This is a genomic window from uncultured Metabacillus sp. (assembly GCF_947503125.1).
GTDB lineage: Bacteria > Bacillota > Bacilli > Bacillales > Bacillaceae > Metabacillus.
In genome coordinates this window covers 1-12,578 of record NZ_CANNCR010000086.1, presented here as the reverse complement: position 1 = coordinate 12,578, position 12,578 = coordinate 1, and the positions used below count along the sequence as shown (strand labels likewise).

Here is a 12,578-nt window from a genome sequence, read left to right as displayed (position 1 = left end):
GCACGCCGCCAGCGTTCGTCCTGAGCCAGGATCAAACTCTCCAATAAAGAGTTGATATAGCTCATAATAATGTACTATTTTAGTACGTTGTTTGTTAATCGAAATTAACGTTGGCACGCTTGGTTTTGTTTAATTTTCAAAGATCATTTGTTATATCTTCTCGCCAGAAGCGACCTTCTCAATATATCATCTTACTGAATGCTTGTCAACTTTTTTCTTTATAAATGAAAAATTGTAATGTTGTTTATTCGCACTTCAGCAGCGACGTTTTTTAATATAACACAGCAAAAAATATATATCAAGTAATTTTTTGTTTTCATTATTTTCTTTGTATTTTAGATTCTCAGTCATACTTTTAGTAATATTAATTCAAGCTTGCTTAATCGAAATAGTTTAAGGTATAGTAAAAATCAAAATAAAATAAATGCATATATACCACAAGGGGAGCCAGTGGCTGAGATTGAACAAATTGGAATTGTTCTGACCCTTTGAACCTGTTAGTTAGCACTAGTGTAGGGATGTGGATGGTTATAAATTAGAAGCAATGAATGGTACCATCAATCCAATTCCAATCATTGCTTTTTTGTATTTCCATTCGAAAAGTAGTCATTTTTTCTTCTATTAATATTAGTAACAGCTTTGGCAGCCTATTGGTTTTATGCAAGGAGAGAGGTTTTTAGTTTGCAAGTGAATCAACGATTATTATTTTTAATTGAGGTAGCAATGTTATCTGCATTGGCCTTCCTTTTGGATTTATTATCAGGGATAATCGGAAAACTCCCACAAGGTGGTTCGATTTCTTTAGGTATGATTCCTGTTTTTATTATGGCTTATCGCTGGGGAATAAAGGGAGGGCTATTAACAGGGCTTTTATTAGGATTTCTGCAAGCTGTCCTAGGAAACCCATATATTATTCATCCAGTCCAAGGGTTTCTTGATTACTATTTAGCTTTTACAGTTGTTGGTTTTGGCGGAATTTTCTTAAAGCAGGTTCGTCAAGCTTTACTAAATAAAAAACGTAAATCGGTAATATTGTTCATAATTCTTGGCACTTTTCTCGGAGGAGTACTCCGACTTATTGTTCATGTCATAGCAGGAGTTTTCTTTTTCGCTTCCCTTACTCCAGAAGGAATGCCCGTATTGCTTTATTCGATTGCGTATAATGCATCCTATATGATTCCAACCATTATCGTTTCTGCCATCGTTATTAGTTTTTTATTATTAACTGCACCTCGTTTAATTACAAAAAGACAATAATGCAAATGGGTCTGTCTCTCTTATGTGACAGGCCTTTTTTGCGTTTTTTAAATTACAAATTTTCTTTCAAATAAAAGTTAATTTTCTAGAGATACTAGTATACAAATAATTTTTTTGGAGGTCGATATGATTACTTTTGAGCATAAAAAGTTTGCGAATAAGGTAGCAGTTGTAACTGGCGGCAGTTCAGGAATAGGCCGAGCAGCTGCCATCCATTTGGCAAAACAAGGAGCAAAGATTTGTCTTATGGATATAAAAGAAGAGAATGCAGAAAAGGTCAAGAAGGAAATCGAAGAATTTCAGGGAGAGGCAATCATTACTGATGTCGATATATCCGACCAAAAACGGGTAAAGGCGGGAATTGAAGAAGCGATAGAAAATTGGGGAGGATTAGATATAGTGTTTGCAAACGCAGGAATAAATGGAGTTCTTGCTCCAATTGAAGATTTAAACCCAGAAGACTGGGATAAAACGATTCACACAAATTTAAAAGGTACTTTTCTAACGGTTAAATATGCTATTCCGAAAATGAAAGAAAAAGGCGGGAGCATTATTATTACCAGCTCTATTAACGGAAGCCGCGTATTTTCAACCTCCGGAATGTCAGCCTATAGTACATCTAAAGCAGGACAAATCGCTTTTGCAAAAATGGCAGCGTTGGAGTTGGCCCAATATAAAATTAGAGTCAATGTTATTTGTCCTGGAGCAATCGAAACGAATATTGGAAAAAATACCAAGAAAACACATGAGGTTAATAAGATAGAAATACCTGTAGAATACCCTAAGGGAAGCCAGCCATTGGAACATGGTCCAGGAAAACCAGAGCAAGTTGCCAAACTCGTTTCCTTCCTCGCCTCTGACGAATCGAGTCACATTACCGGAACTGAAATTTTTATTGATGGAGCAGAATCGCTGTTATAAAAAAGACATACCAACATTACAAATTGAAAGGGGAGCTGCCTTAAAATGGCATCTCCCATCCTTATTATAGTAGCAGCAGGTTGCCTTCCTTCTTCTCTACCTTCCACTTCTCTCTAATCATATTTACGATTAATAGAGTACCCTTTCTAGGAAAAAACCTAATAAAGTTATCATATTTTCCGATGTTCTAGCATGTATTAATAGAAAGAATAGAACGAAAAAGCGGAGGACTTGATGATGAATATTTCATTTGCACTCATGTTACTAACATTTTTCTTATCATTATTCCATTTCTCTTACGGTTATAAAGAAGCGATCCGGATTAGTAATGAAGAGGGGCCTGTTCAAGGATTGGCTGTGATTGTCTGCATGCCTCTCGGCTTTACTTTTGCTTATTTATCATCGATTTTTTATCAGCAAGTTTAATACCTACTAGTTTAAGGCGTTGTGCATCACGCATAACGTCTTTTTTCTTTCAAAAATTTAATAGCAAATTTCATGATTTTTTCCAACGTTGCCTCATAAATATGAGTAAAGATACATCGTATTTAGGAGGTCAAATTGAAGATATTTATCACTTTTATAAAAAACCTGGTTTACTCCATTATTTCATTTATCGTGATTTTTGTTAGTTTAATAGGCTTATTTTTATTTATGAACATAAACATAAACCTTATTTTTAGCATAATCTTAGTACTTCTTTCATTTACGCTTTTCTGTTATTGCCTATGTGCATTTATCAGCATAAAAAAGGATTTTCATCTTCTTTTCCTAAAGGGAATTAGCGGGCTCATTTCCCTTTGTTGCTTATCCATCGTATTTACGTTAATGAGCGTATTCTTCTTTTCCATCAACTTCATGATTTCTACAGAGCTTGGCAAAAACCTTACGATAGAAGAAAAAGTCGGACTTTATATGCTGCCGTTTCAAGAAAACAAAACCCCGCCAATCGATTATCTAGCAATGAAGGAAAATAAATTAATAAAAACATATCGAAATGTGAATATCTATTATCAACCACATGAAAGGGAGCTTTTGCCTATCATTGAAGGTATTCTTGATAAAGCCGATTCGATAACGACAAGTTTATTTGGTCGTATTAAGGATAATAAGATTGACCTAATCCTTCACTCATCTTCAGAAGATCTTTATAAGAAAACCTCTCTTATTGAGACAATGGGTTATTTTGATGATCCGAATAATACTGTCGGAGTGGCCATTTCTGATTTAGACGAGATTTTAGCTAATCGTATGCCAGGCTCGTTTTACTTCCAGAGTACCATCATGCATGAGTACACACATTACCACTTACAAGCATTTATAAAAGAGCAAGGCCTTTTTGTTAATAGAATTCCATTATGGTTTCACGAAGGTGTTGCCGAATACATTGGTATGTATGACGTTACACACCGTTATTATCCATTTCAAGAAACGTCCTTTGAAAAGCTTGATACACATGATGAGTGGGAAAAATACCGGTTAAAAGATTACGATGTCTACCTGCAAAGCTATTATGCAATAAAATTTTTAACAAATACATATGGAGAAGCAATGATTAAGAAGATTATTGTTGAAACAGCTGAGGCGAACGATTTTCATAAGGGATTTACTCGAGCAACCGGGATCACTATTGATGATTTACAAACGAATTATTTAGAAGAAGCAAAGCAATCGACTAATTTTAAAGAGCCTGCAGCTAATTAGCTAACAGGCTTTAATTCTTTTTTAGAAAGCCGATTTTCTAGCAAAAACAATGTAATTCCGACCATAATTATAGATCCGCCAAATACTTGTGATAAAATCACATTTTCGCCAAGGACATAATAGGCAAGGATAATGGCCCCAACAGGCTCAAATAAGATCATGACTGAAACCAAATTTGTACTCACCCATTTTATTGACCAATTAAAAAGAGAATGTCCTAATAGCGTTGGGACAATTGCAAGCACTAAAAAATAATACCAATCAGTCACCGGATAAGGTGCTAATGGATATTGGAATATCAAGCAATATATAAGCAATGTTAGCGAGCTGATTCCATAAACAATAAAGGTATATAAGGTTAAAGAATGGCGCTTTCTAATTCCTTGACCAAATAGCAAATACGCCGTGATCATCGCACATGCGGCAAGAGCTAAGACATCACCAAACAATGCAAGACCACTGATTTGAAAGTCACCCCAGCTAATGACAACGCTCCCAGCAATGGCAATGATACCGCTAACTGCTGCAATTCCCGAAACTTTTTCTTTAAAAAACAAATAGGTCCCAATAAACGAAAATAACGGCTGTAGCGTTACAAGCACAACAGAACTCGCAACAGAAGTAAAGTTCAAGGATTCAAACCATAAGATAAAATGGAATGCTAATAATACGCCTGCTATCGTCGAATATACCCAATCCTTCTTAGCCATGCCTTTTACCTCATTTATGCATTTCCAAAAAAATAGCGGTGCAATAAGGATTGTTGAAAAAAGTAAGCGATAAAAGGCAATAACAGGTGCTGGAGCTGATGTAAGCTTCACAAAGATTGCCGAAGTTGAGACGGCAATAACTCCAATCACAAGCGCGATATATGGATAGAAACGATAAGAATTCATGATTTGCCTCTCCTACTCTTTATGATAAACCTTACCTATTCTACCATGAAAAGAACGAGGAGTAGGAGCAAAATTTGTTGATGAAATGAAATATTTTCCCAGTCCAACTTTTTCCACATTAATAAAGCCCACAAGCTCAAAAAACTCTGCAAAGAAGGGGCTTTTTGAGCTTATCTACACTATTCTTGTTCTTTTTTATTATGTTCGCTTGATTTCCCTTTATGAAAGCCGCCTTTATGTCCACCAATATAAAAACCTCTTTCCCCATCAAACGGGAAAAGCTTTTGTTTCTTTGCTTCTTCGGCATGGTTGGTGAACACTTCCTCCATGATTTCATGGGTGGATTTATTCCTAGTATCAATACCTAGCTTTTTAGCAGTTTGCAGGATTTTTTTTTCAATAACTTCTTTAATCAGCTCCTTCTCTTGCTTTCCATCTGGATTAATCCCCAATTCAGCTGCATCTTTTTTGAGGATAGCAAGGCGAACCTCTTTTGCAAGCCCTTCTAAATCTTTACCTTTTGTGGCAATTTTTAATTCTTTCGCTTTGTTTAGAATAAGTGTTTCTCTTACTTCATATGCCAGTTCATTCAAGTCTTTGCCCTCAATTGAAATACCGAGCTCTTTTGCTTTATTTTGAAGGCGAATTTTTCTTACCTCATTTGCTAATGTCTTAAAATCCTTCCCATCTGTTTCAATCCCAAGCTTCTTTGCCTCTTGTTTCAAATATGCCATATGAACTTCTTCTGCCAGTGCTCGTGCATCCTTGCCCTCGGTCTTAATTCCTAACTTTTCTGCTTGCTTCCTATAGAATTCCACATGTTTCTCGGGGTTTTTATGCATATGCCCATGTCCAGCAAATTCTACCTCTCCTTTAACATCTTCAACTGATTGATTTTCTCCTGCTAAAACAGGATTGGCTGAAATAATGCCTATAGCCAAAGCACCAGAAAAGACAATCGTAAATATTTGTTTTTTCATGTTCTTAACCTCCATACATCAATTATTTTATGTGAGTTGACTTTGACCCTAACGCTAAGATTGTGTCCAAAAATGCTCCATTATCCTACCGCCGCTTCTGTCATCTCCATTTGGTAGCATTTCCAAAAATTACGAATAAATGATGAACAATCTATTTCTTATTTATTAAATTGAAGGAAACATTGCTTTATCGCTTAGAAATAAAGGAAGTTTTCTTCAAATAGTCGAAAATATAACTATTATCCAATGGATTGGAGAGGTCTAAATGAAGAAAATATTACTTGACACAGATATCGGCGGAGATATTGATGATGCTTTATGCCTGGCCTATCTGCTACGGCAGCCACTATGTGAGATAGTGGGAATCACAACAGTAGGAGGCGAAGTAGAAAAAAGAGCGATGATAGCAGACGCTATTTGCAAAGCAGCTGGAGAAAACATATCGATTTATGCAGGAGCAGATCAGACAATGCTTCCAAATAGCATGTACCCTACACCAGATGGTGCGGCTAAATTAACATATTGGGCCCATGAGACATCCTTTAAAAAGAATCAAGCGGTAGACTTTATGCGGAAAACCATTCGGGCAAATCCACATGAAATCTCCCTTTTAGCGATTGGCCACCTTACAAATATCGCCCTGCTCTTTTTGGTTGATCCTGAAATCCCCAGCTTACTTAAAGAGCTTTACATAATGAGCGGAGTGTTTTCGGATGAGCTGGAAGCCAGCATGGATATGCCAATGGCAAACTGGAATTCATGGATTGACCCTCATGCATGTGCAGTTGTTTACAATACAAATGTACCGATTCACAAAACCTTTGGTCTGAATATAACATCAGAATTAGTGCTAACTCGGGATGATAAATTGAATCTATTTAATACAAATTTAATGAAAGCAGTCGAAGATTTTGGATCGCCATGGCTTGAAAATAACAAGATGACTTTTCACGATCCTCTAGTTGCAGCTTGTTTATTTGAGCCACAGCTTTGCAAATATCAGCGCGGTTTTATTCAGGTAGAAAGTTACAATCAACAGAAGCTTGGAATGATGAGTTTTTTGGAAGATGCCAGAGGCAACTGTGAAATTGCAACATCTGTAGATCGATATGGCTTTTTTGAGCATTATGTTTCAATCAGTTGCAAATAGTCGATTTTACTCTTTTTTACGAACGTATTTTCGGTTATAATTAAATTAACATATTGTACCAGGAGGAATGTTTTTGAACTCGATAGACCTTGTTATTTTCAACTTAGAGGAAGTACGAAGAAGAAGCATAAAAGTATGGTCACTTATACCAGATGACTACTTGGATTGGAGGCCTGATCAAGAAGCTATGTCATGCATTGAGATGATACGTCATGTATTAGAGAGTGAACATTACTACCACTTGGCGATAAATAATCGAGGAAGCTTGAATGAATTTATTTCTCCATTTGAAAACCAGCCACTCATAGCAGTGAAAAATGAATTAGCATTTGCCGAACCATTTAGAAAAGAATTTTTGAAAACAATAAGAGAATTTAACGAAGAGGATTTATCTGAAATAAAAATTGATCGTTCATCTGATGCAGGGTATATCCGGAGCTTAGGTGATATGCTTTTACGGATTGCCTACCATGAATCAATACATACCGGCCAGCTGCTTGATTATTTAAGAAGTGCTGGTGTCCCTAGAGCAAAAATATGGGATTAGAATATTAATTTGTAATGCTTTTTATTTCCCCATAAAAAGTTGTAACTTAACTTTTACTAGACGAATATCATGTTTGTTGAAAGGAGATGGGGAAAGATGACTGTTGAAGAATTTTACTATCAAGACGAATTAGATCAAAGGAATTTACATGATAAGTGCAAACGTTATATGTACCATCATGTAATGATGACGATGAATGATGGCAGCACATTTGATGGAATTATTGAAGATGTGAATGAAAATGGTATGACTGTTTTAGTCGGTGAGGATGCAACGGAGCGTGAAGACCTGGAAGAAGATCGACAATTTTATGGTTATGGCTACGATTATAATTATGGCAGACCTAGAAGAAGATTTAGGCGCTTTAGACGGAGATTTTTCCCTATCGCAGCCTTAGCTGCCTTAGCATTATTACCTTATGTTTATCCATATCCATACCCGTATTATCCGCCTTACTACCCATACTATTAATATGGACGACTAACATAAAGAGCCAGCATCCATAAAATGTCGGCTCTTTATTTAAGTATTTTACATACCATACGGTTTTGTTAAAAGCAGATCAGGAAGCTGACTCTTTTTGCGCAAACTGGCCTTCATATAATTCTGCGTAAAATCCGCCTTTGGCAAGTAGTTCTTCATGTGACCCTTTTTCAATAATATCTCCGTGATTCATTACAAGAATAAGGTCGGCATCACGAATTGTTGATAACCGATGAGCAATAACGAAGCTTGTTCTTCCCTCTAATAGCTTTGTCATCGCTTTTTGGATTTTCATTTCGGTCCGTGTATCAACACTGCTTGTCGCTTCATCTAAAAGAAGGATTTTTGGTTTGGCAATGATTGCCCGGCCAATCGTCAATAGCTGCCGTTGCCCTTGCGATAGATTGGCAGCATCCTCTCCCAGCACCGTGTCATAGCCATCTGGCAAGGTCCGGATAAAGTCATCTGCATAAGCCTTTCTTGCTGCATCCACAATTTCTTCTTCAGTAGCTCCATCGCGGCCATAGGCAATATTTTCGCGAATCGTTCCATTAAATAGCCACGTATCCTGCAGCACCATCGCATAGAGACTGCGAACCTGTTCCCTTGACATATCTGTTAGGCTGACATCATCTATTTTAATCGCTCCCTCATCAAGCTCATAAAATCTCATCAAAAGATTTACTATCGTTGTTTTACCGGCACCAGTCGGACCAACAATGGCAACTGTCTGCCCCGCTTTTACCTCAAGACTTACATCGTTAATAATCGTCTGATCTTTTTCATATCCGAATCGTATATGATCAAACACAACATCACCTTGAAGCTTTTCAATATCAATAGATGAAGCATCTTCCTGCTTTTCTTCAGGCTCATCTAAAAGATGAAAAACACGTTCTGCGGAAGCAATCGCTACTTGAATCATATTGGCAATCCCAGCTGCCTGTGCCAATGGATGTGAAATTTGCTGGGTATATTGGATAAACGCTTGTACGTCACCCACCCGCATGCTTCCATTTAAAACGAGAAGTCCGCCTGAAATCGAAACAATGATAAAACCCAAATTTCCAACAAAACCCATCAGCGGCATCATCAGTCCTGAAATAAACTGTGCCCTCCAGCTGGAATAATATAACCGATCATTAATCACATCAAATTCAGCAATTGATTTTTTCTCATGTCCAAATGCCTTAACAACCTGATGACCCGTAAACATTTCTTCAATATGACCATTAATGATACCAAGCTCCTCTTGCTGTTTGACAAAGTGCTTTTGCGAAAACCTTGTCACAAATTGTGCGACCATTAAGCTTAAGGGAATCGTGATCAACACCACTAAAGTTAACAGCGGACTGATGACAAGCATCATGATAATAATGCCAATAATCGAAATCACAGAGTTGATTACTTGGCTTAGCGCCTGTTGAAGCGATGTATTAATATTATCAATATCATTGACAGCCCTGCTTAATAAATCCCCGTGAGAATGCTTGTCAAAATAACTGAGCGGCAGCCTAGCGAGCTTCTCATTCACTTCTTTTCGTAAGGTGGCAACAGTTCGTTGCGAAACTCCAGCCATTACATATTGCTGAATATAGGCAAACAAGGAAGAAAGAAGATACAAACCAATTAATAGGAGAAGAATTCTTCCAATGAACGCAAAATCAATTGATGTCCCAGATGTAAAACTTTCAAAAATAGATGAGGTTGCATCACCTAACAGCTTAGGGCTGACCACATTAAACAAGGTCGAAAAAACCGCCGCAACTGCAACGAGGATCATCCGATTTTTCCACGGCTTTAAATAACCAAGAAGTCGTTTGAACGTTTTCTTAAAATCCTTTGGTTTTTCAACGACCATACCAGGACCTGGCCCATGGCGCATTCCTCCACCCATTGGCGTGCCGCTTGGACGTCTCATTCCACTCATGCACTCACCTCCCCGCTTTCTTGTGATGCGACAATTTCTTGATAAATGGCATTTTCCTTTAAAAGTACTTCATGTGTTCCAATCCCAGCAATTTCCCCTTCATTTAAGACAATAATTTTTTCAGCGTCCTTAACGGTATTGACGCGCTGTGCAACAATGATAATGGTCGCACCTGAAGTTTCCGTTTTAAGTGCCTCACGAAGTTTGCTGTCCGTTTTATAATCAAGTGCTGAGAAGCTGTCGTCGAAAAGATAAATAGCCGGTTTTCTCACAAGTGCTCTGGCAATTGCTAGACGCTGCTTTTGTCCCCCTGAAAGGTTTGCACCAGCCTGCTCAAGACTGCTTTCAATCCCATGTTCTCTTTTTTCAACAAATTCACTCGCTTGAGCCGTATCCAAAGCAGCATGTATTTCAGCCTCTGTTGCATCTTCTTTTCCATAGCGGATATTTTCAGCAATTGTCCCGCTGAACAAGCTCGGCTTTTGCGGAACATAACCAATTTTTCCACGAAGAGTGGATTGATGCATGTCTTTAACATTTACACCATCTATTAAAATTACGCCGTTATCTGTATCATAAAAACGCGGAATCAATTGCAGGAGCGTAGATTTCCCAGCACCGGTACTTCCAATAATCGCCGTTGTTTCACCGGGGCGGGCAGTAAAGGAGATCCCTTCAAGTACAGGCTTTTCCGCCCCTTCATATCGAAATGTAACATCCTTAAATTCAACAACCCCTTTGCCATGTTTAGTCGTTGCCTGTTTTTCCGGATCTTGAATCATCGGACTAGTTGCTAACACTTCATTTAATCGCTTCGCAGATACTTGAGCGCGGGGAATCATAATAAATGCCATTGACAGCATGATCAAAGACATTAAAATCATCCCAGCGTATTGAATAAACGCCATTAAATTCCCAACCTGCATATCACCTTGTTCAATCCGAATGGATCCAAACCAGACGATAGCAATATTAGTGAAATTCATAATAATCAACATGATCGGGAACATTAACGCCATCAATTTCCCAACCTTAATCCCCGTATCTCGGAAATCTTCATTTGCAACATTAAAGCGGCTTCGTTCAAACTCGACACGGTTAAACGCTCTTACTACACGAATACCAGTTAATACCTCCCGTAGGATGAGCGTTAGACGATCTGTTTTTTTCTGTAATGCAGAAAAAAGCGGGATCGCTTTTCTTGCCACAATAAAAATAACCAATGCCAAAACAGGCAATGCAGCAAGGAAAACGAGTGATAATTGGGGATCACGCGAAACTGCAAGAAGTACGCCTCCAACAAGCATTAACGGAGCCCTTGTCATCATCCTCTGCATCATATTAATAACATCTTGAACAACCTTAACGTCATTCGTCGTTCTCGTAATCAATGACGCAGAACCAAACTTCTCATATTCCTGTAGAGAAAAATGTTCAATATGTACAAAAAGCTTTCTTCGCATGTCCCGGCCAAATCCTAATGATACCTTTGAAGCAAAATAACTGACCCCTACCATTAAAGAGATCGCCATCAACGAACAAAGCAGCATCCAGCCCCCTGTTTTCAAGATAAAAGGAACATCCTGATTCACAATCCCCACATCGACGATTTCCGCCATCAAGGTTGGCAAGTATAGTTCGAAGAGTATCGCAGCTAATGAAAAAAGAAAGACCAGGGTTAGCTGCCATTTGTATGGCTTTAGGTGTTTGAGCATTTCTAGCATTTGGTCACCTTCTTTTGTATGTAAAATTTTTCTTGGTACTTTGTATATACATTCTATTATAGTGGGTTTTATTCACCTATTGAAATATTTTGTTATTTAATTATTAATGATTAAGAAGAAGGAGTTCTGAGTGCGTTCTTTGGATAAATTATTTGTTATAGTTTCGCAAATAATCATTGCAGGGTTACGTTTCTATAATGTATAATATTTTCATATCGTTAAGTTCAGAAAAAAGTTTACATAACCATACTTTTATCTACGGGGCATTAGCTCAGCTGGGAGAGCGCTACGCTGGCAGCGTAGAGGTCAGGGGTTCGAGCCCCCTATGCTCCATCTAACCAAACTCTTAGAGCCACAAAGGTTCTAGGGGTTTTTTATTATTAAATTTTTTTAGGTATAAATCATAATGGATACCGATTGATGACCAAATAAATAATATAGGTTAAATTGTACCTCCAGCATCTTTTAAAACCACTAAAGGCATATTTGAATTAAGACATAACCTAATCCTTTATTTTGAATTGTGCTTCATGCCCTTTCCGATTTACCAAACATAAAGAATAAACATCCACCGACAATAATTACTGATCCAATAAGAAAATTATTAAGTCTCGTGAGATCAAATACATGAGCAATCTTATTAAGGCAAATAAAAAAGCAGCTCTCTTCCCTCCAACTTGTTAATGAAAAAATGAATCTTACGAATTAGTCGAGGTTTTAAACAAAGAAAAAGAAAATAGGAAAAAACATGGACTCGCTTGAAAAGAAAATGTTACTTAGAATGCTTGTAAAAGGATTGATTTAGAATAGATCAGTTACGCATTACAACCCCCTTTATATAAGGGTTAATTTAGCAATACACTCCACATGCGCCGTATTAGGTCTAAGATTTATATAAGTATGAAAAGGTTGTAAGCGTCAAGTGAAATTGAACACTTTTTGCTAATTAATTTTGAACAGTTTCTTCTTCAAAAATGGAAGAACGA

At 37.4% G+C, this 12,578-nt stretch carries 11 protein-coding genes, 1 tRNA gene and 1 riboswitch; of the genes, 8 read left to right on the top strand and 4 right to left on the bottom strand.

The window, feature by feature from the left end:
• The first annotated feature begins 430 nt into the window (after positions 1-430).
• A riboswitch (TPP riboswitch) is annotated at positions 431-536 on the top strand.
• Between the two features lie 151 nt (positions 537-687).
• From thiT to Q1B07_RS24640, 4 genes are all read left to right on the top strand, one after another.
• Positions 688-1,257, top strand: coding sequence for an energy-coupled thiamine transporter ThiT (thiT, locus tag Q1B07_RS24655; RefSeq protein ID WP_299094906.1), 570 nt, complete (start codon positions 688-690; stop codon positions 1,255-1,257).
• Between the two features lie 126 nt (positions 1,258-1,383).
• Entirely contained in the window at positions 1,384-2,178 is a 795-nt protein-coding gene (locus Q1B07_RS24650) for an SDR family NAD(P)-dependent oxidoreductase (RefSeq protein ID WP_299094902.1), read from the top strand.
• Between the two features lie 234 nt (positions 2,179-2,412).
• Positions 2,413-2,604, top strand: a complete 192-nt coding sequence (locus tag Q1B07_RS24645; protein WP_299834033.1) for a hypothetical protein — start codon at positions 2,413-2,415, stop codon at positions 2,602-2,604.
• Between the two features lie 135 nt (positions 2,605-2,739).
• Positions 2,740-3,882, top strand: a complete 1,143-nt coding sequence (locus Q1B07_RS24640) for a hypothetical protein (protein ID WP_299094898.1) — start codon at positions 2,740-2,742, stop codon at positions 3,880-3,882.
• Here the strand turns inward: Q1B07_RS24640 and Q1B07_RS24635 are convergent.
• Positions 3,879-4,778, bottom strand: coding sequence for a DMT family transporter (locus tag Q1B07_RS24635; protein ID WP_299094896.1), 900 nt, complete (start codon positions 4,776-4,778; stop codon positions 3,879-3,881). The two genes, Q1B07_RS24640 and Q1B07_RS24635, sit on opposite strands and share 4 nt — an antisense overlap.
• A gap of 179 nt (positions 4,779-4,957) precedes the next feature.
• Positions 4,958-5,758, bottom strand: a complete 801-nt coding sequence (locus Q1B07_RS24630; RefSeq protein WP_299094894.1) for a hypothetical protein — start codon at positions 5,756-5,758, stop codon at positions 4,958-4,960.
• Positions 5,759-6,023: 265 nt separating this feature from the next.
• On the opposite strand from Q1B07_RS24630, the gene Q1B07_RS24625 reads away from it, so the two are divergent.
• The 3 genes from Q1B07_RS24625 to Q1B07_RS24615 all read left to right on the top strand — a co-directional run bounded on the left by Q1B07_RS24625 (position 6,024) and on the right by Q1B07_RS24615 (position 7,926).
• Entirely contained in the window at positions 6,024-6,908 is an 885-nt protein-coding gene (locus Q1B07_RS24625; RefSeq protein ID WP_299094892.1) for a nucleoside hydrolase, read from the top strand.
• A 73-nt stretch (positions 6,909-6,981) separates the two neighbouring features.
• Positions 6,982-7,455 carry a DinB family protein gene (locus Q1B07_RS24620; RefSeq protein ID WP_299094890.1) on the top strand — a complete coding sequence of 158 codons (474 nt, stop codon included), beginning with the start codon at positions 6,982-6,984 and terminating at the stop codon, positions 7,453-7,455.
• A 96-nt stretch (positions 7,456-7,551) separates the two neighbouring features.
• Positions 7,552-7,926 carry a hypothetical protein gene (locus tag Q1B07_RS24615; RefSeq protein ID WP_299094888.1) on the top strand — a complete coding sequence of 125 codons (375 nt, stop codon included), beginning with the start codon at positions 7,552-7,554 and terminating at the stop codon, positions 7,924-7,926.
• A 91-nt stretch (positions 7,927-8,017) separates the two neighbouring features.
• On the opposite strand, the gene Q1B07_RS24610 is transcribed toward Q1B07_RS24615, so the two are convergent.
• Positions 8,018-9,835: an ABC transporter ATP-binding protein gene (locus Q1B07_RS24610; protein ID WP_299094904.1), complete on the bottom strand. Its 1,818-nt coding sequence runs from the start codon at positions 9,833-9,835 to the stop codon at positions 8,018-8,020.
• 29 nt (positions 9,836-9,864) lie between these two features.
• Positions 9,865-11,592 carry an ABC transporter ATP-binding protein gene (locus tag Q1B07_RS24605; protein ID WP_299094886.1) on the bottom strand — a complete coding sequence of 576 codons (1,728 nt, stop codon included), beginning with the start codon at positions 11,590-11,592 and terminating at the stop codon, positions 9,865-9,867.
• Between the two features lie 260 nt (positions 11,593-11,852).
• Here Q1B07_RS24605 and Q1B07_RS24600 point away from each other — a divergent pair.
• A tRNA-Ala gene (locus Q1B07_RS24600) sits at positions 11,853-11,925 on the top strand.
• Positions 11,926-12,578: the final 653 nt, after the last annotated feature.

Excerpts from the sequence above, each read along its gene's own strand:
- Q1B07_RS24630 (WP_299094894.1), bottom strand. The coding sequence starts at position 5,758 with ATGAAAAAACAAATATTTACGATTGTCTTTTCTGGTGCTTTGGCTATA.
- Q1B07_RS24635 (WP_299094896.1), bottom strand. The coding sequence starts at position 4,778 with ATGAATTCTTATCGTTTCTATCCATATATCGCGCTTGTGATTGGAGTT.
- Q1B07_RS24615 (WP_299094888.1), top strand. The coding sequence starts at position 7,552 with ATGACTGTTGAAGAATTTTACTATCAAGACGAATTAGATCAAAGGAAT.
- Q1B07_RS24625 (WP_299094892.1), top strand. The coding sequence starts at position 6,024 with ATGAAGAAAATATTACTTGACACAGATATCGGCGGAGATATTGATGAT.
- Q1B07_RS24650 (WP_299094902.1), top strand. The coding sequence starts at position 1,384 with ATGATTACTTTTGAGCATAAAAAGTTTGCGAATAAGGTAGCAGTTGTA.
- Q1B07_RS24645 (WP_299834033.1), top strand. The coding sequence starts at position 2,413 with ATGATGAATATTTCATTTGCACTCATGTTACTAACATTTTTCTTATCA.
- Q1B07_RS24610 (WP_299094904.1), bottom strand. The coding sequence starts at position 9,835 with ATGGGTGGAGGAATGCGCCATGGGCCAGGTCCTGGTATGGTCGTTGAA.
- Q1B07_RS24605 (WP_299094886.1), bottom strand. The coding sequence starts at position 11,592 with ATGCTAGAAATGCTCAAACACCTAAAGCCATACAAATGGCAGCTAACC.